Consider the following 23,779-nt stretch of genomic DNA (forward strand, 5'->3'; position numbering starts at 1 on the left):
TCCGAAAAAAGAGAAGTTATACTCTGCTACCTGTCTGCCATAGTTCCTTCACCTTTTCAGATAGAATCGGTGTATCGTCTACAATTATTTTGCTAATTGATGATTTTTGTAATGGTGTTTGTACTTGTTCAATCGGAAGAATATTTCCAATGATAATTAAGACAAACAAAATAATATATACTTCTAAAAATCCGAGGATTGCCCCCGCAAACGCATTTACTTGCTTTAAAACCGGTATTTCTGCAAACATATTTAACAAATTACCAAGTAATGAAAGTGCAATTTTAGTGATAATAAACAATATGATAAACGCAAGCGCTTGATAAAATACTGTCTCAATATTATTTGCATCAATCCATTCTGGAACAGATACGTTTTTATCAAATGGATACGGAATAAATTTCGCAAGTGCTGGCGCTAAATCTTTACAGTACCAGTATGCAACAAGGTATGCGATAATAAAGCTTGTTAACTTTACAAGTTGCAGAATAAACCCTCTGCGTAAGCCGAGGAAAAATCCCATAACAAGCAGTAAAATGATAATAATATCAATCATGTTATTCCATTCCTTTTTTTGTCATACTTTCTTTCAATTTCTCATGTTCTTCTTTTAATTTTATGTAATCGTGTATGACGTTTACCGCCGTCAATACCGCTAGTCTACTCGTGTCAAGCGAAGGATTCTTGGCATTGAGTTCGCGCATTTTATCATCCACAATCGCTGCTACCATGCGGATATGACTTGTACTTTCATCGCCAACAACTGAATATTGCTGACCATAGATTTCTACATTAATTCGACTTTTCTTTCCCTTTTGTTGTGACAACTCACCGGCCTCCAATCACGTACAGAATCCTAAAGTTTATCATACCATGAACCTTCATAATATGGAAACAGAAAGAACAATCCGATATGATAAAAATAACAATATAAAAAAAGGGGCGACCATTATGTCAAATTCTATCGTAATTCAAACAAATTCTACAGTAATTGAAGACATGAAACAACAATATAAACATTCGCTTAGCCCAAAAATTCCACAAGGCGGAATCTTCATGGCAAAGGTACCATCTTGCACAATTACAGCGTATAAATCTGGAAAAGTAATGTTCCAAGGAGGCCGCGCTGAAGCAGAAGCTTCTCGTTGGCAAACTGTCTCTCAAACACCGAAAACAGCTGTAAAAAAATCTGTCGATTCCCATCGTTATGCGCCGCCCGCTTCCATCGGTACAATGTCTATTGTAGGGTCTGATGAAGTTGGTACGGGAGATTTCTTTGGACCGATGACAGTCGTTGCTGTATATGTGGATGCAGAGCAAATCCCACTGCTAAAAGAACTTGGTGTAAAAGACTCTAAAAACTTAAATGACGATCAAATTACTGCCATTGCGAAACAACTTCTACACGTTGTTCCTTACAGCTCTCTTGTCCTTCATAATGAAAAATATAACGAGCTATTTGATAAAGGAAACAATCAAGGTAAGTTAAAAGCTTTACTACACAATAAAGCTATTACAAACTTATTAGCTAAAATGGCACCTACAAAACCTGAAGGCGTCTTAATCGATCAATTCACACAACCTGATACATACTATAAATATTTAGCAAAACAAAAACAGGTACAGCGTGAAAATGTTTATTTCGCTACGAAAGGTGAAAGCGTCCATTTAGCAGTAGCCGCTGCTTCTATTTTAGCTCGCTACTCATTCGTAAAACAGTTTGACGAACTAAGTAAAAAAGCTGGTATGCCACTTCCAAAAGGTGCTGGTAAACAAGTTGATATCGCCGCTGCTAAATTAATTCAAAAGCTTGGTAAAGAACGATTACCTGAGTTTGTGAAACTGCATTTTGCTAATACAGAGAAGGCGTTTCGCTTATTAAAATAGTATCGACAAAAACAGGAGCCTACAAACTCCTGTTTTTTGTTTCACCCTACTATTGTCCTTGTAATTATGTCACAACATAAATATACATATTATTAAAATTAAAGAAGATAATTCCTATTACTATTTCTATAAATGATTCTAAACATCTTACTAGGTAATCCCATGAAAGACAATTCAAAATTAGGGAGAATATCCAACTATTAAGTGAGCAACAGGAGTTCCAAAATTTAATCGAAAGATATGGTAGATCATTCCTATTAAATTTTCGGATTCGAAAATTTATCGTGAAACACGATGCACAACAAGCTACAACACTTCTGTGAGGAATTTGAATTCATGATTAGAAGAAAAGGATTGTTTACATAAGGAGGGAATTCATATGGACGCTGTGAAAGTTAAAAAATTATTATATGTTTTCATACACCTCGTAGTTCCACTTTCTTACTTCATTATTTCTACTGTTTGGGGCACTTTCTTCACTACTAAATCCACATTCGAAAACATATCTGATAGCCTTAGCGTTATGGCCATCTATTACGTGTTCATAAGTTTACTGTGGTTTTTCTATTTCGATCGATTAGACAAAGACATAAATAAGATTACAAAAGAAATTAACGATAATATGATGTAACACATAACAAAGGAGAGCCCTTAAGACTCTCCTTTGTTATATTAGCTTCGTTTCTGCTTCTTATTAGATGAAGGTACTTTATGAGAACCTGTTTCATGTGTCGTCGTTCCTTGTCCTTCTACTTCTGGAGAACCTAGGCCCGATCTTGAATGATCTTTTTTTACTTTTTTACTCATTTATATTCACCCCTTCGCGTTACTTTTTGCTACAGGGTAATAAACTATGCAAAATAAAAAGCGAGAGGAAATCCTCTCGCTTTTTTCACATTTTAGAACTCAGAAGAACCTGGAGTTCTTGGGAATGGAATTACGTCACGGATGTTAGCCATACCAGTGATGTACATTAGGAAGCGCTCGAAACCTAGACCGAATCCAGCGTGTTTTGTACCGCCGTATTTTCTAAGTTCTAAGTACCACCAGTAGTCCTCTTCGTTCATACCTAATTCTTTAATTCTGTCTACTAAAACGTCCATTCTTTCTTCACGTTGACTTCCGCCGATTAATTCGCCGATGCCAGGAACTAGAAGGTCAGTAGCAGCTACTGTTTTTCCATCTTCATTCATACGCATGTAGAACGCTTTAATGTCTTTCGGGTAGTCAGTTACGAATACAGGGCGTTTGAAGATCTCTTCTGATAAGTATCTTTCATGCTCTGTTTGTAAGTCAATACCCCATTCTACTGGGTATTTGAAGTCAGCACCTGATTCTTGAAGTACTTTAATTGCTTCTGTATATGTGATGCGACCGAAGTCAGAGTTAATCACGTTGTTCATACGCTCTAGAACTGTTTTATCAACGAAACTGTTGAAGAAGTCCATTTCTTCTGGTGCATGCTCTAATACATATTTCATTGCATATTTCAGCATATCTTCTGTAAGATCCATTACATCGCCTAACTCAGCGAATGCAATCTCAGGCTCAACCATCCAGAACTCAGCAGCGTGGCGAGTTGTGTTTGAGTTTTCCGCACGGAATGTAGGTCCGAATGTATATACATCACGGAATGCTAATGCATACGCTTCAGCGTTCAGCTGTCCACTTACTGTTAAGTTTGTTTCTTTACCGAAGAAGTCTTTTGATTCATCAACTTGTCCGTCTTCACCTTTTGGTACGTTGTTTAAATCTTGTGTTGTTACGCGGAACATTTCGCCAGCACCTTCTGTATCACTACCAGTGATGATTGGTGTGTGAACATGTACAAATCCACGCTCTTGGAAGAACTGATGAATCGCAAATGCTGCGATAGAACGTACGCGGAACGTTGCAGAGAATGCATTTGTTCTTGGACGTAAGTGAGCGATTGTACGTAAGTATTCAAACGTATGACGCTTCTTTTGAAGTGGGTAATCAGAATCTGATAAGCCCTCGATATCAATTTTTTCTGCTTTAATTTCAAATGGTTGCTTCGCCCCAGGCGTTGCAATTACTTTACCTTCTACTTTCACTGAAGAGCTAAGTGGAAGCTTTGCAATTTCTTTAAAGTTCTCTAATTCTGTATCGAAAACGATTTGAACGCTTTTGAAGAAGCTACCGTCGTTTAATTCGATGAAACCAAATGCTTTTGAATCACGTAAGTTACGAATCCACCCTGATACTTGTACTGTTTGACCTGCATACTTTTCTGTATCTCTATACAGACTTTTTACTAATGTGTTTTCCATAGTGAAATTCTCCTTTGCTGATATATTTAAATACAAAAAAACCTTTCATCCATAAAGGGACGAAAGGTTAAACTTCGCGGTACCACCCAATTTGTCATAAAGACCAACTTTAACTCGTATGTAATACATACTTCCCGGTTTGTAACAGGCCGGATTCCCGTCTAAGTCTACTCTTGAATACAAGATTCAATTTCGGTTAGCAACTCCAAGGTGTTCTTCACATATACCGCCTCATCAGGCTCTCACCGCCCCTGACTCGCTTTGGATTATAGTATATACTACTTTTCCTTATCATCGTCTTTCATTTTGTTAAACTAAAATTAATGTACTACATTCGAGAGAAAGATGCAAGATGCCAGAAAATATATAAGCGATTTTTGTAATATATCGACTTACCGACATCTTTCGACGATTGTGCAATAAAAAAATTGCCGGAATGAATCCGGCAATTTTCTAATTACTTACGTAACTCCGCACCAAATTTCTCTTCTACCGTTGTTAATACACGGTTATGTGCTTCTGTTACTTCTTCGTCTGTTAACGTACGTTCTGCATCGAAGTAAGTCATAGAGAATGCAAGTGATTTCTTGCCTTCTTCCATTTTTTCACCTTCGTATAAGTCGAATAGTGTTACGTCTTTCAGAAGTTCTCCGCCAGCTTCAGCAATGACTTGCTTCATTTCACCAGCTTTTGTTTCTTTTGTTACTACAACAGCCATGTCACGTGTCATAGATGGGAAACGCGGAATTGCTGAGTAGTAAGTTTCTTCAGCGTCTGCACCGAATACTTTTACAAGAGATAGTTCAAATACGAATGTATTTTTCACATCTAATTGTTTTTCTGCTTCTGGGTGCAATTGACCGATGAAACCAATTACTTCGCCATCTAATACGATGTCAGCTGTACGGCCTGGGTGCATACCTTCACGTTTTGCTGGTGCATATGTGATTTGGTTTGAAACGCCAAGTACGTCAAATAGTCCTTCTAGTACACCTTTCATAACGAAGAAGTCTACTACTTTCTTCTCACCTTGCCATGCATGGTGAAGGGCAAGACCTGTCATAACACCTGCAAGGTGTTGTTCTTCTTTCGGAAGTTCTCCTGCTTCTGTTGGTAAGAAGATAGAACCTACTTCGTATAAAGCAACGCTGTCGTTTTTACGAGCAACATTGTATGAAACTGCTTCTAGCAATTGTGGCACTAAGCTTAAACGAAGTTGGCTACGCTCTTCGCTCATTGGAAGCGCAAGGTTTACAGGTGCTTTTTCGTTTGGCTCAACCATGTATTGTTTCGCTTTGTCAGCGCTTGTTAATGAATACGTGATTGCTTCATATAAACCAGCACCCTCTAAGAAGCGACGTACTTTACGACGTTTCGTTTGTGCTGATGTTAATTTACCACGAGTCATCGTTCCAGAAGGTAATGTAACTGGAATGTGGTCATAACCGTATAGACGGCCCACTTCTTCTACTAAGTCTTCTGAAATTGTAATATCAGGACGACGTGCTGGTACATTTACATGGAATGTTCCTTCTACTTCTGTGAATGGGAATTTCAAGTTTGTAAACATTGTACCCATTTCACTCGCAGAAATATTTGTACCTAATACACGGTTTACTTTTTCAGCAGTAACAGATACTGTACGCTCTTGTACTTGTAAGTTGTCAGCTTCTACTACACCTTCAAGCGCTTCACCGCCAGCATATTTCGCCATTAAAGCAGCTGCGTGTTGAATTGCTTCAAATGTACGTGTTGGGTCGATTCCTTTTTCGAAACGTGCACTTGATTCACTACGAAGACCTAAGTCTTTTGATGTACGACGCACTGTTTGACCTGCAAAGTATGCAGACTCAATTAGAACGTTTACTGTCTCATTTGTAACTTCAGAATCCGCTCCGCCCATTACACCAGCAACAGCTAAAGCTTTTGTTCCGTTTGTAATTACAAGGTGGTGGCTTTGTAATGTACGCTCTTGATCATCTAACGTTTCAATTTTTTCGCCTTCTTTTGCAAGACGAACAACGATTTCTTTTGAACCTAATTTATCGTAATCGAATGCATGTAACGGTTGACCGTATTCCATTAAAATGTAGTTTGTAATATCAACTACGTTGCTAATTGGACGAATGCCAGCTGCCATAAGGCGAGTTTGCATCCACATTGGTGATGGACCAATCTTTACGTTTTTAACCATTTTTGCAATGTATAATGGGTTTTCTTCTTTCGCTTCTACACTTACAGAAATATAATCAGAAGTTTTTTCTGCTATTTCTTGTAATTCGATAGCTGGAAGTTTTACTTCTCGCCCGTAAATAGCAGCCACTTCATATGCAACACCTAACATGTTTAAGCAATCTGCACGGTTTGGTGTTAAACCAAGCTCAAGTACTTCATCGTGTAAGTTTAAAATTTCAAGTGCATCTGCACCAACTTCAGCGTCACTTGGGAAGATGAAGATACCATCTGCATATTCTTTTGAAACTAACTTTCCATCAATGCCAAGCTCTTGAAGAGCACAAACCATACCGTGAGAAGCTTCACCACGTAGTTTTGCTTTTTTAATTTTGAAGTTACCAGGAAGTACAGCACCAACTTTTGCAACTGGTACTTTTAAACCTTTTGCAATGTTAGCAGCTCCACAAATAATTTGAACTGGCTCTTCTTCACCGATATCGATTAAGCATTTGCTTAATTTATCAGCTTCTGGGTGTTTTTCACATTCTAATACGTGACCAACTACAACACCTTTTACACCTTTATTTAATACTTCAACGCCTTCTACTTCAATACCACTTTTCGTGATTTTGTCTGCTAGTTCTTGTGCTGTTACATCTTTAATATCTACATACTCTTGTAACCAACGATATGATACGAACATATTTATCCTCTCCTTCCCTTACGCTCGTTTGAATTGTTGTAAGAAACGTACATCATTTGTATAGAAATGACGAATGTCATCTACGCCGTATTTCAACATTGCGATACGCTCTGCGCCCATACCGAATGCGAAACCTTGATATTCTTTTGAATCATAACCAGCCATTTCAAGTACGTTCGGGTGAACCATACCTGCGCCTAAAATTTCAATCCAGCCAGTTCCTTTACAAGTGCCGCAACCTTTGCCATGACACATCATACAAGAAATATCCATCTCTACAGATGGCTCTGTGAATGGGAAGAAACTTGGACGAAGACGGATTTCACGATCTTCACCGAACATCTTTTTCACGAATACTTGCAGTGTACCTTTTAAGTCACTCATACGAATGTTTTTATCAATTACAAGACCTTCAATTTGCATGAACTGATGTGAATGCGTCGCATCATCATCATCGCGGCGATACACTTTACCAGGACAGATAATTTTGATTGGGCCTTTTTCTTTATTATTTTCCATCGTACGTGCTTGCACAGAAGATGTATGTGTACGTAGTAACGTTTCTTCTGTAATGTAGAATGTATCTTGCATGTCACGTGCTGGGTGATCTTTCGGTAAGTTTAGTGCTTCGAAGTTGTAGTAGTCTTTTTCTACTTCTGTTCCTTCAGCTACTTCATAACCCATACCGATGAATACATCTTCAATTTGTTCAACAACAGCTGTTAACGGATGGTGACAACCTGTTTCAACAGGACGACCTGGTAATGTAACATCAATTGTTTCCGTAGCTAATTTCGCTTCAATTACTGCTTTTTCTAAGTTACCAATTTTGTCTTCTAGACGCGTTTGAATCGCTTCACGTACTTCATTTACTAATGCTCCCATACGTGGACGCTCTTCTGCTGATAATTTTCCCATGCCGCGTAATACTTCTGTAATTGGACCTTTTTTTCCTAAATACGCTACGCGTACGTCGTTTAAGCCCTTTAACTCTTTCGCTTCTTCAATAAGCTCTAACGCTTTTTGCTTTAGCTCTTTTAAACGTGCTTCCATTTTGGAACCCTCCTAATTTTAAAAATAAAAAAACCTCGCTCCCAAAAAGGGACGAGGTAAATTCGCGGTACCACCCTAAATTGACAGAACAAGTCTGCCCACTCATTAGTTATAACGATCAATTCTGACCGGAACGCCTTTACATATACATGGTCCTGGCGTCAACTCCAGAGGTGAATTCACTTCCGTCTACCATAAGAATGCTTTCAGTCTACGGCACTCTCTCCCTATATGGCGATTTTGTAAGCTACTCTTCTCTATCAACGTTTTTCGTTATTTAACTTTTAATATAATGTACTTCAACTTATTATAAGAAGTTTTTTATTTGTTCGCAACCGGGCTTTGCAAATAATACGTTAAAATCCCTGCTGCAACCGCAACATTTAATGATTCTGCCCCGCCGTAAATCGGAATATACAAGTTTTGATCCGTTTTTGCAAGAATTTCTTGGCGTACGCCATTTCCTTCATTTCCAACAATTAATGCAAAACTTCCGGCCGGAGTTACTTCACCATACGGAACTCCATTTTCAAGAGCTGTTCCATATACAGGAACGTTATTTTCTTTTAACTTGTCTACCCATTCTTCTAAGTTCCCTTTTACAATTGGCAAGTGGAAAATAGAACCTTGTGTAGAGCGGAGTACTTTACTATTGTAAACATCAACACAACCTTCTCCAAGCACAACGGCGTGAATACCAGCTGCATCAGCTGTACGAATAATTGTTCCTAAATTACCTGGGTCTTGCAGGCCATCTAATAAAAGGAATTTCCCATCAGTAAGAGCTACTTCTTTCTCATGCTTCTCACAAACAGCAAATACACCTTGCGTCGTTTCTGTTTCACGAAGTATTTTTACAATCGCCTCAGGCACGATATACATTTCCACATCATTAACTGTCCAATCTTTCGGAAGGTCTGTCTGATCTGAAACGATAAGTTCTGTTACAATTCCTGCCTTCAGAGCTTCCTCGACTAAGTGAAATCCTTCTACAAAAAATAAACCTTTTTTATCGCGTTCTTTTTTCGTTTGCAGCTTTTTCCACTGCTTTACACGCGGATTTTGTACTGAATCAATGTTTTTCATAATATGTATTTCCCTCTCTTCTTGTCTTATCATTATAGCCTATTTTTCATACATATTTACATAAAAAAGAACAAAAACTAACGTCAGTTTCAATTCTGAAGAAGAGGTGAAAGCAATGAGTTTTAATTTACGCGGTGCCGTATTAGCGAATGTATCTGGTAATTCACAAGATCAATTACAAGAAACAATTGTCGATGCAATTCAAAGCGGTGAAGAAAAAATGCTTCCAGGTCTTGGCGTTTTATTTGAAGTCATTTGGAAAAACGCTGATGAAAATGAAAAGCACGAAATGTTAGAAACACTAGAGCAAGGATTAAAAAAATAAGCAATTTGAAAATCACCTTCGCATAAGCTAAGGTGATTTTTTTACGAAAAAAATTTTTCTTCTCCTAAACATTTCTACTTTACTAACGAACTATGATGGAGTACAATGTTCAAAATACATTTAAACCGATCGATTTTTCTTCGTATACATCATTAGATAAAAGGAGTGAATGTTTTATGCACCGTATTACGCTTGAACAAGTTTTTAAACATCACATTACACAAAAATACGTAAACCGTTCTGGAATGGTCCACGCGATCGCTGTCGCTTACCATGCGTTTCACCTAGCCAAAAAGCATCACGCCTCAGTCGATGCTGCGACAAAAGCCGGTTTCCTTCATGATATCGGACATCATACGTGGTACACAGGCGGCGAATGGGACTATGACTTATATAAAAAGAATGATATCCATGCAATTAAAGGTGCTGAAAGAGCACATAAATTGCTTATTAGATTAGGAGAACATCCAAAACTAGCAAAAGAAATTTCTATCGCAATTCTTCTGCATACAGATTCTTTCTTAGTGGAACAAGAAATTGAAAGAACATCTCTTCAAAACATTATTAAATGGGCAGACGAAGCAGATGAAGAACCAGGCGGAGCTCATCATTATAGAACGATTTCTTATGAAAAAGCACTTAAAGCTATTCAGCAATTAGATCGATTGGTAGAGCGTGAATTGCAAATAGAGCAAGCCAAATTGAATAACAAGACAGAACATAGTTATCAATGAGAAAGAGGCATCACTACAGGGTGATACCTCTTTTATTATTTTATGGAAAATAAACCTTTATCCCGCATTAACGGGCAGTAAGACCCCCACCTCGAAATTCAGCAAAGACGAGGAAGTTAGGTGGGGAATCAACTGCCCGTAAAAGCCCGATTGGTGAGGGCTGATAATCAGTGGGGGATGAACCTCCCCAATGATTAAAGTTTCACTTTATATGTAATATTTAAATATTACATTCAAAAACATTTTACTTTATAATTAAATATACAAATATAAAAGAGGTGATTTTACAAATGCAACCCGCTACACAGCTTTCTAATGAACAAAAACACTCGATGTCATGGGGACAATTTATTAGCTCTGTTTTATTCGCCTTTTTTGGGACTGGACTTATTACTGTGTTCCTCGCAATGCCATTAACAATTTATACAGCAGGTCTTACAGATAAAAAACAAGTTGCCCTGTATGAATCTATTGCAAATACTGCAAGTACCGTATTACAACTAGCTGTATTGTTATTCTTCATTTTTAAATTCGAACCCGCAAAAAAATTACTACTAAAATCTTTTAACTTTAAAACACTGAAAGAATGGCGCACATACGTATACTTACTTCTTTTCTTCGTTATCAACATCATACTCAATTACATCTTGTTAAATTATGTGTTCCAAGACGCAACAAAGCAGCAATCTTCCGCACTAAGCTTAGACGTCTTTAAGCAATATCAAATATTATTACTTCTCAGCTTTGCAATACTCACACCCATTTTTGAAGAACTTATTTTCCGTGGTTTTATACTTCGCTTCTTCTCAGAACGCTTTCCATTTTGGATTGCAGCCATCGTAACAAGTTTCTTCTTCGGTATCGCTCATACATACTCACTTGGGGTAATGGTAATTACTTTCTTTATGGGATTATTAATGGCCATTTTATGTAAAAAAACAAAGTCCATTATTCCAGCTATGTTATTTCATATTATGAATAACATGTTGGCATTCTTGAGTTAAAAAGAGGTATCATCGCGATACCTCTCTTTACTCTTTTATCATAACTTCAAACTCTTCTGCGGTTAGCGTTTTTGATAATCCGTATCGTTATTACCCATTTCCTTCAATTTATATATACTCATTAATAATATCCAAAATAAACCTCATGTAGTAAAATATAACTTAATTCACATAAAGGAGTTTACATATGTTCAGTATTATTTGGATGCTTTTCACGCCACTTCTCTTACTATGCGGGATTGCTGGTGGTATTTTTTTAATAGTAACGGGGATTAAATATCGGAAATTACTCGTTGGTTTAATGGGGCTACTTAGCCTATCCTTTGTCACACTACCTTTTGTTCTTTTAAGTGTAGGGATTCATATCGATACAATTTTCCCGATTCCAACTGCTCTTTACTGGACCCTATTTTCTTTAACTGGATTATTAGCAGGGGTAAGTGGAGTACAAGCCAAAATTAAAAGTATACGTAATATGGGATTCATTATTTTTACCATTGGAATATTAGGTGTTATCTTCTGGGAGCTCATGTCTGTAGGTGATTCATTCTATATATAATATTTTTTAGCAACCTACAAATCGGAGGTAATACAGAAGTGTTTGGAATATTAACTTGGATGATTTTAGCTCTTACTTTAATGTTATGCGAATTCATCGTCGGCATTTTTTTAATTATTGCTGGCATGAAACATCGTAAATTACTTACCATTATAGCTGGTTTAATTAGCATATTACTTATCGTTGTTCCTATCGTTTGTATAGGTTCTGGAATAGATTTAGAGGGGATCATTCCAATTTCTGGAACTTTATATTGGTACTTCTTCTCTTTAGCTGGACTATTAGCTATTATAAGCGGCAGACACATGTCAAGTATTCGTTCTATGGGGATAATTTTGTTTCTAGCAGGGCTGTGCTCCGTAACTGGTTATCATTTTTTATATCTCACTCTTTAAAAAGACAAAAAAGCAGGGAAATTAATTCCCTGCTTTTCTATTTGGTTTATTGCCTGATGGTAAGAAGAACGATAACACCCAAGCAATCCCTGCAAGTATCGTTGCAATTAAGAAGGCATCGTTAATACCGTTAATTGCAGATAGCTTTGAAATTTGTCCATATAATAGTTGTGTGCTCATCGCGTCTCCTGCTTGAGCTGATCCAGCTAAGGCCACTAAGCTTTGACCCATGCCGTGTAATTTATCAACTAAAATTGGGTTTGATGTTGTTAACATGTTGCCGTAATCTGCTACGTGAGCAGTTGTTTGTTGCGTCATAAGTGTGATTAAAATCGCTGTTCCGATTGAACCAGCTACTTGTCTTGACGTATTTTGCGTTGCTGTACCGTGAGAAATTAATTTCATCGGTAGCGCGTTCATACCAGCTGTCATAATTGGCATCATAATGAATGACATACCAATTGAACGTATAATATAATCCGTCATAATAACGCTATACGGTGTATCCATCGATAATTTTGTAAATTCATATGTCGCATACGTCGTAATTGCCAATCCAATTATCGCTAATGGACGAATGCCATATTTATCGAATAATTTACCCGCTACTGGTCCCATGATCCCCATAATTAATGATCCTGGAAGAAGTAGTAAACCAGATTCAATTGGCGTAAAGCCACGAATGTTTTGCAGATATACTGGAAGCAATAACATACCTCCGAATAATGCCATCGTAACGATTGCGTTAATTACTAAAGTAAAAGTAAATACTGGATATTTAAATACTTGTAAATCAAGCATTTTATTGTCCGTTGTTAACTCTCTCCAAATAAATAACGCTAAACCAATTACACCGATAACAAGTGAAATAATGACTTCTGCACTAGTCCAACTATTATTTCCAGCTTCACTAAATCCGTACAATAAGCTTCCTAGTCCAATACTTGAACTAACCACACCGAATATATCTAATTTCGTTTTAGACACTGGCTGAGCTAGTGTAAAGAATTTTAAAGATAGGAACGTAATAATTAAACCAATAATAAACATCGCATAGAACATTAAGTTCCAGCTATAGTTTTCAATCACCCAACCTGTTACAGTTGGTCCGATAGCTGGCGCTAAAATCATCGCTACACCTAGTAATCCCATCGCCGCTCCGCGTTTATGAGGCGGGAATAACGTCATAAAGATATTCATACCAACCGGCATTAAAATACCCGCACCAACTGCTTGAATTACGCGACCTGTCATCATCATTGTAAAGTTTCCTGAAGTAGCACAAATGATAGATCCTACCGTGAAGAATAACATTGCTGCTACGAATAATTTACGATACGTAAATCGTGAAACTAAAAAGGCACTAATCGGTACTAAAATACCATTTACAAGCATGAAGCCTGTAATTAACCATTGTGCTGTTGAAGTTGATACATTAAATTCATTCATTAACGGAGGTAATGCAACGTTAATGATTGTTTGGTTTAAAATAGAAACGAACATGCCGAGAATTAATACAGCTACAACTGCTTTTACGTTCACATTCTCTACAGGCATAGACATTTGTTTTTTCGGCACTTCTTTTTCTTGTTTTACTTCTTCTTGCTTTCCTGTTTCTAACTCAACTACATTAGAAATTTCCGATTCTTGCTTTCGTTCAATTTCTTTCTCTTCTGTTTCAACTTTACTTACTTCTATTTTACTTACGGCTGGGACTTGTTCTTCTCCCATTTTCGTTTTTTTCTTTCGTAAAAGACGATTTACAAGGAAGAAGACGATTATACAAAATAGTGCATATCCTGCAATTACAATTGAGGACATCTCATCTCCCCCTTACTTATGAATACGAACTGTCACATTCATGCCAGGAACAATATTTACTGATTTGCTATGATCTAAAGAAATTTTAACTGGTACTACTTGTGTTACTTTCGTATAGTTCGCTGTTGCGTTGCTTGATGGCAACATAGAGAATGTATTCGCTGTTGTTAAGCCAACTTGTTCTACTTTTCCTGTTAACGTTGTATCTGGGTATGCATCTACATACACATCTACATCTTGACCTTTTTGAACATCATCAACATCTGTTTCTTCAATGTTTGCTGTTACCCATAAATTGTTCATATCAAATGCATAAGCAATCGGGCTACCTGCTCCAACGAAAGCATTTGTTGTTGCGTTTGATTGTACAACTGTTGCATTTTGTGGAATTGTTACATCTACTGTTTGTTCTCCATTAGCTGCCGCTACAGTAACAGTACCTAATTTATCGTTCTCATTATAATTTTTTCCTACTTCAGCTTTCCAGTCAGTTAGTTTACCTGCTACTGGTGAAGCAACCGGAATTACCTTTCCATCAATCTTTGCATTGTCTGTTTTTAAGTAATTTTCCGTTTGATTGTAATAGTAATAACCGCCAATACCGCCGCCAACTAGTACAATTAATGTGATAATGTTGATAATTACCATTCTTCGAAACTGATTCATTGCATTCCTCTCCTTATATCGCATATAATTTTTTTCTAAACTATTTATGTCCTTATTGTTTAGATTGTTTAATTGTTAATTATATTAACCTTTTAACAAAAAAATCACACCATCTGCAGCGTAAATCGAAATTTATCTACCTGCGAGCGGTGCTGATTTCTGAAGGACTATCGTTTATAATTATAAATAATTATTTTGAATCTACAACCGACAATTTACGTATGAAATGTCGTTTAAACAACAATATAATACCAATATGTTGTTTAAGTACAGAAAATTAAACGAGGGGAAATAAAAATGTCTATTAAAAATACAAATGATCCACGTGTAAAACGGACGAGACAACTCATACAGGATGCTTTTGTCGCTTTAGTAGGCGAAAAAGGTTTTGAAAATGTTACTGTTCAACATATTGCAGAACGCGCTCCTGTAAACCGCGCTACATTTTATAGCCATTACCACGATAAATATGACTTACTAGACAAAAGCATTGAAGAAATGTTAGAAAAGCTAACTGAAGTAATTAAACCGAGAAATAGAAATAAAGAAGATTTCCAACTAACATTTGATTCGCCACATCCAAGTTTTTTGGCCTTGTTCGAACATATTGCAGAAAACACTAACTTCTATAACGTCATGCTTGGTGATAAAGCTGCCGGAAACTATACGTATAAGATGATGAAAGCAATTCAAACGCATTTAACATTAAGCCTCTCTATTTCACAACCTAACGATGAAAAACTAATGGTTCCACGCGATATTCTCATTAGTTATGTTACTGGCGCCCATCTAGGGATGATTATGTCATGGTTAAAAAGAGGAATGATATATACCCCGCATTTTATGGCGATGCAATTAACTCGTTTAATTATTTTAGGCGCTCATACTGCAGCGGGATTAGAACGGCCTTTTTAAAACATAAAAAAGCGAAGGAGAATCTCCTTCGCTTTTTCTATTAATTAAATGTAATGTTATGTACAGCCTCTTTATCAAGACGTTTAATAACTTCTACAATTAACTTCACTGCATTTTCATAATCATCACGATGTAACATTGCCGCATGAGAATGGATATAGCGCGTTGCAATTGTAATTGCCATAGAAGGAATACCATTTACAGCAATGTGAATCGCACCCGCATCCGTTCCTCCGCCCGCTACTGAATCATATTGATACGGGATTTGTAATTCATCAGCAACATCAACTACGAAATCACGTAAACCTGTATGTCCAATAACAGAAGCATCATATAAAATGATTTGTGGTCCATCGCCCATTTTACTTTGCGCTTCTTTTGACGTTACACCCGGTGTATCTCCAGCGATACCAACATCTACTGCGAACGCGATATCTGGTTTAATATAATTCGCAGATGTTTTTGCACCACGAAGACCAACTTCTTCTTGTACAGTTCCAACGCCGTATACAACGTTTGGATGCTTTTCATCTTTTAGTTGTTTTAATACGTCAATTGCAATTGCACAACCGATTCGGTTATCCCACGCTTTTGCAAGTAACATTTTTTCATTCTTCATCACTTGGAATTCAAAGTACGGTACAACTTGATCTCCTGGTCGTACGCCCCACTCCATCGCTTCTTCTTGGCTAGAAGCACCGATATCGATGAACATGTCTTTAATTTCAACTGGCTTTTTACGAGCTTCTGGAGGTAAAATGTGCGGTGGTTTTGAACCAATTACACCTGTTACATCTCCTTTACGCGTTACAATCGTCACGCGCTGTGCAAGCATAACTTGTGACCACCAGCCACCAACCGTTTGGAAGCGAAGGAAACCTTTGTCATCGATTTGTGTAATCATAAATCCAACTTCATCTAAATGACCTGCAACCATAATTTTCGGACCGTTTTCTTCCCCTACTTTTTTCGCAACTAAACTCCCTAAATTATCAGTAGAAAGTTCGTCCGCAAACGGCTCGATATATTTCTTCATTACTTCACGTGGTTCACGTTCGTTACCAGCAATACCACGTGCATCCGTTAATTCTTTTAGCATTGTCAATGTCGCGTCTAATTTTGTCATTGCCAACACCCTCCTTTTTCTTCAGTCAATTCATTATACAATAATTAAATTTAAATATTCAAAAATTAAATTAGTATCCTTGTGTTTGACGCTGATGATTTACCTCATTTTTATCTAAATATGCTTTTTCAATCTCTTCTTGCTCAAATTCAAGTGCTTGTCCAAGTCGAAGATAGCTCGTAAATAATTCAATATAGTTTGTAATAGATGGTTGATCTGTAAAACGAATTACTTTCGCATATGTGTCTAAGAAAATTTCCACTTGTGTTTTATTCGTTTGTGCACATTTATAGAATAAGAAGTTTTTATCAATACCTAAATCAATTCCGATTGATAAAATAAAATGCAAACCATCTACGTATTCTTCTAATATTACTTCACGTTCCGAAGCTGGTTTGTTGCTCCAATATTTAAAACAACGTGTTTCATTTGCAAGTTCACCAATTTCTACAAGAAGAGCTAACATTTTTTCTTTTAACAATTTTTTCGGTTGTAAGTCATGTTCTTTTGCAATACGGTCATCTAATTCTTTTTGTAATTTAAATAGTTGTAGTAAGTCCATTCTATTGTCCTCCTCCAACATCGCATTTTACGCAACAATGTTGTTTCATCTCAAAGTTCATTATTATGTTTCAGTTCTTATGAATAAGTCAGCTATCTACCTCTTTATAAAATAGCTTGTCCTTAATTTGCAAATACGTTTCAGTCATCACTCTTAAATTGTTCATCTGATGAAAGTTCCATATCATCTTTCCATTATAGCAGTGTCGTTTCGGCTAGGAAAGATACTCTTCTTTCCAAACGTGCATAATTAAAAAAAGCCAGGAGGATTCTCCTGACTTCATATGTATATTCTTCTATATCACTATAGTTTTTATGTTGATTTTGTCATATCGATAACAACACATCCGTTAATCTTTAGAACTTCAAACTTCTCTCTGAACACAAACAAAAAAACCTTAGAAGAAAATTCTTCTAAGGTTTCAACTAATTAATTAGTTAATGTTGTTTTTTGCAACTGTTGCTAATTCAGCGAAAGCTTTTTCGTCATGAACAGCTAAGTCAGCAAGCATCTTGCGGTTAACTTCGATGCCAGCATTTTTAAGACCGTGCATTAAGCGGCTGTAAGAAAGACCATTCATACGAGCTGCTGCGTTGATACGTGTAATCCATAATTTACGGAAGTCACGTTTCTTTTGACGGCGGTCACGGAATGCATACATTAGAGATTTCATAACCTGTTGGTTAGCAACCTTGAATAATGTATTTTTTGAACCGTAGTAACCTTTTGCTAATTTAATTACTTTTTTACGACGTTGACGAGTAACTGTACCACCTTTTACTCTTGGCATAATATTACCTCCTAATTGTTCTATATATCAGCCGAACTTATTTTAAGTTGTCAAGCATTTGACGAATGCGTTTGAAGTCACCAGCGCTTACTACACCAGCTTTACGTAGTTTACGTTTAGCTTTTGTAGATTTGTTAGCGAATAAATGGCTTGTGTAAGCGTGAGAACGTTTCAGTTTACCTGATCCAGTCTTTTTGAAACGCTTTGCAGCGCCGCGATGAGTTTTTTGTTTAGGCATAGGTATTTCCTCCTCTATCTATTACTTATCGTTTTTCGGTGCTAAAACTAAGAACATACTGCGTCCTTCCATTTTAGGCTTAGATTCAACTGTACTAACTTCAGCACAAGCTTCTGAGAAGCGATCTAAAACACGTTGACCGATTTCTTTATGAGTAATGGCACGTCCTTTAAAGCGAATTGACGCTTTAACCTTGTCGCCTTTCTCTAAAAACTTGATAGCATTACGAAGTTTTGTGTTAAAGTCGTGTTCATCAATTGTTGGACTTAAACGAACTTCTTTCATGCTAATTACTTTTTGATTTTTGCGCTGCTCTTTTTCTTTCTTCTGTTGCTCAAAGCGGAATTTACCGTAGTCCATAATGCGGCATACTGGCGGTTTCGCATTTGGAGCAACTAATACTAAATCAAGATTAAGATTTGCAGCTAAGTCTAAAGCGTCATTACGAGACTTGATTCCAAGTTGATCGCCATTTGCGCCAACTAAACGTACTTCACGTGCACGAATTTGCTCGTTAATCATCATATCCTTGCTAATAGTAAGCCACCTCCAAGGTTTTCTCAGAACATATTTTGTAGTCATAGAACCCGACAAAAAAAGTGCGGGCATACGACACCCACACTTGTAAAATCTTAAGTAAGAAATACATTTACCTGCTAACTGCGAATGCGTCCATCAGGTGAGAAGCGGGTGCTTCTACTTGTTCCACAAAACAATATTCTATTATCCTTGATGAGTTTATCATAGGACATGACGTCTGTCAAGAAGACGCGATGTGTTTTACTAACAACAAGAAATATTGTAACAAACAACTAACATACTTGCAATACTTTTTTATGATAAGTGTTACATGGTTATTTTTTCTAGTTTTTCTCTTTTATATTACAAAGAAAAGCCGCGGTATACCGCGGCTTTTTCTTATCGTTTTCCTTCTACTTTAATCATATCAACAAAAGCATCTAATGCGATTGTTTCTGATTTTTGTTCACCATATTTACGTACGTTTACGCCGTTTTCAGTTACTTCATTATCACCTACTACAAGCATGTACGGAATTTTTTGCATTTGTGCTTCACGGATTTTGTAACCGATCTTCTCTTCACGAGTGTCTAATTCAACACGGATACCAGCACGACGCAATTCGTCTTGTACTTTCTTCGCATAGTCTAAATGTACTTGCGGAGAAACTGGAATTACTTGTACTTGAACTGGAGCTAACCAAGTTGGGAATGCACCTTTGTATTCTTCAATTAAGAAGGCTACGAAGCGTTCCATAGTTGATACGACACCACGGTGAATTACAACTGGACGATGTTGCTTACCGTCTTCGCCAACATAAGTTAATTCAAAGCGTTCTGGAAGTAAGAAGTCTAATTGTACAGTTGAAAGTGTTTCGTCTTTTCCAAGAGCAGTACGAACTTGAACATCAAGTTTTGGACCGTAGAATGCTGCTTCACCTTCAGCTTCATAGTAATCAAGACCCATTTCATCCATAGCTTCTTTTAACATACCTTGTGCTTTTTCCCACATCTCATCATCCGCATAATACTTTTTAGTATCTGCTGGATCACGATAAGATAGACGGAATGAGTAGTTCTCTAAACCGAAATCTTTGTACACTTCTAGAGTTAAGTTTACAACACGTTTTAACTCTTCTTTAATTTGATCTGGACGAACGAAAATGTGCGCATCGTTTAAAGTCATTCCGCGTACACGTTGTAACCCAGATAACGCACCTGACATTTCATAACGGTGCATTGTTCCAAGTTCCGCAATACGGATTGGTAATTCACGGTAGCTGTGAATATCATTTTTATAAACCATCATATGGTGAGGACAGTTCATTGGACGAAGAACTAATTCTTCATTATCCATTTCCATTGATGGGAACATGCCATCACGGTAGTGATTCCAGTGACCAGAAGTTTCATATAACTCTCTACTTCCTAATACTGGAGTGTATACGTGATCATAGCCTAAGCTTGCTTCTTTATCAACGATGTAACGCTCGATAATACGACGAATTGTTGCACCCTTTGGTAACCAAAGTGGTAAACCTTGCCCTACTTTTTGGCTATTAGTAAATAGTTTTAATTCTTTACCTAATTTACGGTGATCGCGCTCTTTCGCTTCTTCAAGCATACGTAAGTGCTCATCTAATTCTGCTTTCTTAACGAATGCAGTACCGTAAATACGTTGTAACATTTTATTATTGCTATCGCCGCGCCAGTAAGCACCTGCAACGCTTAATAATTTAAACACTTTAATTTTCCCTGTAGATGGAAGGTGAACACCACGGCAAAGGTCGAAGAATTCGCCTTGCTCATAGATTGAAATAACTGCATCCTCTGGAAGATCGTTAATTAAATCTAATTTTAACTCATCACCAATTTCTTCAAAGCGACGAAGTGCTTCTGCACGTGGTACTTCATGACGAACGATTTCTAAGTTTTCGTTCACGATTTTTTGCATTTCTTTTTCGATTTTCTTGAAGTCTTCAACTGTAATTGCTTCTTCCATATCGATATCGTAATAGAAGCCATTTTCAATTACTGGACCAATGCCAAGCTCAAGCTTAACATCTTTATATAAACGTTTTAACGCTTGTGCTAAAAGGTGGGCTGTTGAATGGCGTAAAATATATAAGCCATCTTCAGAATCTAATGTAATAATAGAAACTGCACCATCTTCTTCGATTGGTGTAACAAGATCGATCATCTCATCGTTTAATTTTCCAGCTACAGCTTTTTTCTTTAAGCCTGGGCTAATAGAAGCTGCGATTTCTTCAGTTGTTACGCCTTTTGGAAACTCCTTCACAGCTCCATCAGGGAAAGTAATTTTAACTACATCTGCCATCACTGGTCACTCCTCTTTTTCTCAAAATAAAAAACACTCATCCCGTAAAAAGGGACGAGTGTTGAATTCGTGGTTCCACCCTTGTTCCAATTAACATAATTGTTAATTGCTCAAGTTCAACATAACGGTGTTGTCCGTTAGCAATTACTAGAAAAACCGTTCACTGCTAAAGTTTAGAGGTGGTAAGTAATAATCCCGTACTAGGAAGCTCACACCCTAAGGCTTCCCTCTCTGAAAATCGTAGAAAACTACTCATGTCCTCATCATGACATTTCGATATATTTCATTTATGTAGGTAATTATATGCTCAAAAACTTAGAAAATCAAGGGCGTTACCTTTATTTTTTAAATTTTTCACATTGCGCTCAAAATCATGTAATCCATGTAATTGGACCCGTTCTTGAAACACATTTCGCAAAGTAATAATCATATTATGGTCTTGTTCTTTCGTATATAAATAAATCTTTTTGGGCGAAATAGAAAGAAGCGGCGCAATTACTTTCGTATCAATATATACATCATTTTGCTTTAATAATTCCTCATCTATATATTGGACCAACTTCTCCTGTTTTAAACGTCTTCCTTTATCATCATAAAAGATAAAGCTTTCATCAAAAATAAGATGCACGCAGGACAAGCGTGATTTACGGCTACTTACTTGTTGCCGAAGCGTCTCAATGAACATTTGGTATTCTTGCTCCATCTTATATTCATCAATTGCCACTTCCGCAAGTTTAGCCACCATTTCCCTATATGTACGAAGACGAAAACGGATATATGATGAAAACGAGAATGAGAGCGGATCACAAAGCCAATTATTTAAAGAAGACTTAATATATGACTCAAATGCGTTACGCGTTAAATCCTGAGCTACCCCTTTTCTTCTTCCCTTTAAAATCTCATGTGCCATGTGCAATATTTGATGACACTCTTCTTGTTCTTCATAAAAAAACTTTTCTTTTAAGATCGTATAAATCCACTCATTTTGTTTCACATTCACAATAAAATACACCATTACCGGCAATAAGATCTTTTCAATATAATTTGATTCACGTACTGGTATGTGAATCACCACTTTTTGTTCCTGTAAATACACACTCGTTTCCTTATATAATACTTCCGCTCTTTTCAGCAATTGTCTATATACGTGCATAGCATCATTTTTTTCTTCGAAGCAAATTTCAATCACTTTTGTCCCCCCTTTTATCCCTGCTCTAAAGGACTGTATCTATACGTTACAAATCCTATAAGAGTCCGTCCCGCGTGAAGTTCACTCTTAGTAGAATTACATTTCCTATCGTTAGAAAATCCACTCAATATGGCTTGCTAATTTTATATATATTAAGGGAGGAAGAAAAAAATGATACAAGCTACTATGAATTTTTTTATTGTATACTTTACTTATTACTAAAGGGAGGTATCTGAATGTTTGAATATAAATTCGTAAGAGTCGAATTTCATTGGGGGCTCACTCGCTCAAAACTAGCTGAAGACTACCAAGAAATTATTCAAGAACATGCTAGAGATGACTGGAGGTTCGTACAGATTGTTGCCCCTACGATTGGCAGTTCTGGACAACCTGAATATTTCGATCTCATATTTGAAAAGAAAATATCACTATAATACAAAAGAGCAAGCTTCTCAGCTTGCTCTTTTACTTATGACGACGGTTTTTCCCACCAATTGGAATTGGTTTGGCTAAATATTTAATTCGTTCCATAATACGTGCTGCCTTCATTTCTTCAGCCTCACCACGTTGTGTATACGTTAAATGATGTTCCAATTGTTTAAAATCAAAATTAGACGTAAAGAACGTCGGTAAGTTTTCTAACATACGGAATTGCAAGATTGCACCAAGCACATCGTCACGCACAAAGCTCGACATCGCTTCTGCCCCGATATCATCTAACATTAAAACTTGTACGCGTTTAACCGCATCAATCTTTTCGCCAATCGAATTATCTTGAATCGAACTTTTAATTTCACGTAAAAATTCCGGGAAGTATACGAGCATCGAACTTATTTTCTTTCGAGCAAGCTCGTTCGCAATTGCTCCTAAAAGGTACGTTTTTCCTACACCAAATTTACCGTACAAATATAAACCTTGTGCTTTTTTACCTGGTTCATATGTACTTAAAAATTCATTCGCTGCGCCAATTGCATCGATACGTGCATTTAAATCAGAAGGGTCTAAGTTTTCCATAGTTGCCTGTAAAATATCCGTTGGCATATATACACTTTGAACGAGTTTTTCATATTTCTTTCTCTCGTCATATGCTACTTTTCTAACGCAGCGATCGTATTGAATATCAATCATTTTCCCTTGAATAACAAGCTTTGGCTCATACCCTTGCAGCATATTTTTACATGCACCTAAATCCGGGCAATCTACGCAACCTACACTTTGTCCAATATATTCATATAACTTCACAAGACTGCGCTCAATCATAGAAGTCGTTACTTCACCTTTATGTTCGTCTATAAATTCTTTCACACGCGGATGCGCCATTACTTCTGCCTTTAATACTTCATATCTATTTTTAAAGTTTTCATTTTCCATTAATTTTGTAAATGAATTTTGAATATGCTCCAT

Annotated in this window: 26 protein-coding genes, 1 pseudogene and 4 other annotated features; of the genes and pseudogenes, 10 read left to right on the top strand and 17 right to left on the bottom strand. The window is 36.9% G+C overall.

Going from position 1 to position 23,779, the window contains the following annotated elements; all coding sequences use genetic code 11:
* Positions 1–16: 16 nt before the first annotated feature.
* Positions 17–556, bottom strand: a complete 540-nt coding sequence (locus AC3EMB_RS22400; RefSeq protein WP_000565409.1) for a CvpA family protein — start codon at positions 554–556, stop codon at positions 17–19.
* Between the two features lies 1 nt (position 557).
* Positions 558–827, bottom strand: a complete 270-nt coding sequence (gene zapA, locus AC3EMB_RS22405) for a cell division protein ZapA (RefSeq protein ID WP_000082701.1) — start codon at positions 825–827, stop codon at positions 558–560.
* Positions 828–951: 124 nt separating this feature from the next.
* Between zapA and rnhC the strand changes: the two genes are divergently transcribed.
* The 3 genes and pseudogenes from rnhC (at position 952) to AC3EMB_RS22420 (ending at position 2,518) form a co-directional block, all read left to right on the top strand.
* Entirely contained in the window at positions 952–1,887 is a 936-nt protein-coding gene (gene rnhC, locus AC3EMB_RS22410; RefSeq protein WP_353810689.1) for a ribonuclease HIII, read from the top strand.
* Between the two features lie 132 nt (positions 1,888–2,019).
* Positions 2,020–2,253: pseudogene (locus AC3EMB_RS22415) on the top strand (hypothetical protein).
* A 13-nt stretch (positions 2,254–2,266) separates the two neighbouring features.
* Positions 2,267–2,518 (top strand): hypothetical protein, encoded by a 252-nt coding sequence (locus AC3EMB_RS22420; RefSeq protein WP_353810690.1) that lies wholly within the window; start codon positions 2,267–2,269, stop codon positions 2,516–2,518.
* Between the two features lie 41 nt (positions 2,519–2,559).
* Here the strand turns inward: AC3EMB_RS22420 and AC3EMB_RS22425 are convergent, their stop codons facing one another.
* From AC3EMB_RS22425 to AC3EMB_RS22445, 5 genes are all read right to left on the bottom strand, one after another.
* Positions 2,560–2,694 carry a YuzL family protein gene (locus AC3EMB_RS22425; protein ID WP_000039588.1) on the bottom strand — a complete coding sequence of 45 codons (135 nt, stop codon included), beginning with the start codon at positions 2,692–2,694 and terminating at the stop codon, positions 2,560–2,562.
* Between the two features lie 92 nt (positions 2,695–2,786).
* The gene (gene asnS, locus AC3EMB_RS22430) at positions 2,787–4,178 is read right to left on the bottom strand and encodes an asparagine--tRNA ligase (protein WP_000432189.1); all 1,392 of its coding nucleotides are present in this window, start codon (positions 4,176–4,178) and stop codon (positions 2,787–2,789) included.
* A 52-nt stretch (positions 4,179–4,230) separates the two neighbouring features.
* Positions 4,231–4,482, bottom strand: a binding site (T-box leader).
* A 153-nt stretch (positions 4,483–4,635) separates the two neighbouring features.
* A complete protein-coding gene (gene pheT, locus AC3EMB_RS22435; RefSeq protein WP_098125965.1) occupies positions 4,636–7,056 on the bottom strand; it encodes a phenylalanine--tRNA ligase subunit beta in 2,421 nt (806 codons plus the stop codon).
* An 18-nt stretch (positions 7,057–7,074) separates the two neighbouring features.
* Positions 7,075–8,109: a phenylalanine--tRNA ligase subunit alpha gene (pheS, locus tag AC3EMB_RS22440; protein WP_000388220.1), complete on the bottom strand. Its 1,035-nt coding sequence runs from the start codon at positions 8,107–8,109 to the stop codon at positions 7,075–7,077.
* A gap of 44 nt (positions 8,110–8,153) precedes the next feature.
* Positions 8,154–8,382: a binding site (T-box leader), on the bottom strand.
* Between the two features lie 48 nt (positions 8,383–8,430).
* Positions 8,431–9,228: a TrmH family RNA methyltransferase gene (locus AC3EMB_RS22445; protein WP_001986644.1), complete on the bottom strand. Its 798-nt coding sequence runs from the start codon at positions 9,226–9,228 to the stop codon at positions 8,431–8,433.
* A gap of 82 nt (positions 9,229–9,310) precedes the next feature.
* On the opposite strand from AC3EMB_RS22445, the gene sspI reads away from it, so the two are divergent.
* The 5 genes from sspI (at position 9,311) to AC3EMB_RS22470 (ending at position 12,212) form a co-directional block, all read left to right on the top strand.
* Complete coding sequence (gene sspI / locus AC3EMB_RS22450; protein ID WP_000009509.1) at positions 9,311–9,520, top strand: small acid-soluble spore protein SspI; 210 nt, start codon at positions 9,311–9,313, stop codon at positions 9,518–9,520.
* Positions 9,521–9,696: 176 nt separating this feature from the next.
* Complete coding sequence (locus AC3EMB_RS22455) at positions 9,697–10,254, top strand: HD domain-containing protein (RefSeq protein ID WP_072940436.1); 558 nt, start codon at positions 9,697–9,699, stop codon at positions 10,252–10,254.
* 290 nt (positions 10,255–10,544) lie between these two features.
* The gene (locus AC3EMB_RS22460; RefSeq protein ID WP_001182112.1) at positions 10,545–11,258 is read left to right on the top strand and encodes a CPBP family intramembrane glutamic endopeptidase; all 714 of its coding nucleotides are present in this window, start codon (positions 10,545–10,547) and stop codon (positions 11,256–11,258) included.
* Between the two features lie 187 nt (positions 11,259–11,445).
* Positions 11,446–11,817 (top strand): hypothetical protein, encoded by a 372-nt coding sequence (locus AC3EMB_RS22465; protein ID WP_000491395.1) that lies wholly within the window; start codon positions 11,446–11,448, stop codon positions 11,815–11,817.
* A 38-nt stretch (positions 11,818–11,855) separates the two neighbouring features.
* A complete protein-coding gene (locus AC3EMB_RS22470) occupies positions 11,856–12,212 on the top strand; it encodes an ammonia permease (RefSeq protein ID WP_488517283.1) in 357 nt (118 codons plus the stop codon).
* Between the two features lie 21 nt (positions 12,213–12,233).
* On the opposite strand, the gene AC3EMB_RS22475 is transcribed toward AC3EMB_RS22470, so the two are convergent.
* Positions 12,234–14,033: a DHA2 family efflux MFS transporter permease subunit gene (locus tag AC3EMB_RS22475; protein ID WP_353810691.1), complete on the bottom strand. Its 1,800-nt coding sequence runs from the start codon at positions 14,031–14,033 to the stop codon at positions 12,234–12,236.
* A gap of 12 nt (positions 14,034–14,045) precedes the next feature.
* Positions 14,046–14,699: an HlyD family secretion protein gene (locus AC3EMB_RS22480; protein ID WP_001071419.1), complete on the bottom strand. Its 654-nt coding sequence runs from the start codon at positions 14,697–14,699 to the stop codon at positions 14,046–14,048.
* Positions 14,700–14,996: 297 nt separating this feature from the next.
* Between AC3EMB_RS22480 and AC3EMB_RS22485 the strand changes: the two genes are divergently transcribed.
* Entirely contained in the window at positions 14,997–15,614 is a 618-nt protein-coding gene (locus AC3EMB_RS22485; protein ID WP_000023672.1) for a TetR/AcrR family transcriptional regulator, read from the top strand.
* 40 nt (positions 15,615–15,654) lie between these two features.
* Here AC3EMB_RS22485 and AC3EMB_RS22490 read toward each other — a convergent pair whose 3' ends face one another.
* From AC3EMB_RS22490 to ytxC, 7 genes are all read right to left on the bottom strand, one after another.
* Positions 15,655–16,740, bottom strand: a complete 1,086-nt coding sequence (locus tag AC3EMB_RS22490) for a M42 family metallopeptidase (protein WP_000163555.1) — start codon at positions 16,738–16,740, stop codon at positions 15,655–15,657.
* A 70-nt stretch (positions 16,741–16,810) separates the two neighbouring features.
* Positions 16,811–17,302: a dUTP diphosphatase gene (locus AC3EMB_RS22495; RefSeq protein ID WP_000365050.1), complete on the bottom strand. Its 492-nt coding sequence runs from the start codon at positions 17,300–17,302 to the stop codon at positions 16,811–16,813.
* A 433-nt stretch (positions 17,303–17,735) separates the two neighbouring features.
* Positions 17,736–18,092 carry a 50S ribosomal protein L20 gene (gene rplT / locus AC3EMB_RS22500; RefSeq protein WP_001138362.1) on the bottom strand — a complete coding sequence of 119 codons (357 nt, stop codon included), beginning with the start codon at positions 18,090–18,092 and terminating at the stop codon, positions 17,736–17,738.
* Between the two features lie 37 nt (positions 18,093–18,129).
* Entirely contained in the window at positions 18,130–18,330 is a 201-nt protein-coding gene (rpmI, locus tag AC3EMB_RS22505; protein ID WP_001125945.1) for a 50S ribosomal protein L35, read from the bottom strand.
* A gap of 21 nt (positions 18,331–18,351) precedes the next feature.
* Entirely contained in the window at positions 18,352–18,855 is a 504-nt protein-coding gene (infC, locus tag AC3EMB_RS22510) for a translation initiation factor IF-3 (RefSeq protein ID WP_000973215.1), read from the bottom strand.
* 62 nt (positions 18,856–18,917) lie between these two features.
* Positions 18,918–19,038 (bottom strand) — a sequence feature (ribosomal protein L20 leader region).
* 210 nt (positions 19,039–19,248) lie between these two features.
* Positions 19,249–21,186: a threonine--tRNA ligase gene (gene thrS, locus AC3EMB_RS22515; RefSeq protein ID WP_000786077.1), complete on the bottom strand. Its 1,938-nt coding sequence runs from the start codon at positions 21,184–21,186 to the stop codon at positions 19,249–19,251.
* 47 nt (positions 21,187–21,233) lie between these two features.
* Positions 21,234–21,462, bottom strand: a binding site (T-box leader).
* A gap of 31 nt (positions 21,463–21,493) precedes the next feature.
* Positions 21,494–22,375 (bottom strand): putative sporulation protein YtxC, encoded by an 882-nt coding sequence (gene ytxC, locus AC3EMB_RS22520; protein ID WP_000569629.1) that lies wholly within the window; start codon positions 22,373–22,375, stop codon positions 21,494–21,496.
* Positions 22,376–22,611: 236 nt separating this feature from the next.
* Between ytxC and AC3EMB_RS22525 the strand changes: the two genes are divergently transcribed.
* Positions 22,612–22,809 (top strand): DUF4177 domain-containing protein, encoded by a 198-nt coding sequence (locus AC3EMB_RS22525; protein WP_095690152.1) that lies wholly within the window; start codon positions 22,612–22,614, stop codon positions 22,807–22,809.
* 31 nt (positions 22,810–22,840) lie between these two features.
* Here the strand turns inward: AC3EMB_RS22525 and dnaI are convergent, their stop codons facing one another.
* On the bottom strand, positions 22,841–23,779 hold the full coding sequence (dnaI, locus tag AC3EMB_RS22530; RefSeq protein WP_000400120.1) for a primosomal protein DnaI: 939 nt from the start codon (positions 23,777–23,779) through the stop codon (positions 22,841–22,843).

Source organism: Bacillus sp. LQ16 (assembly GCF_057784645.1).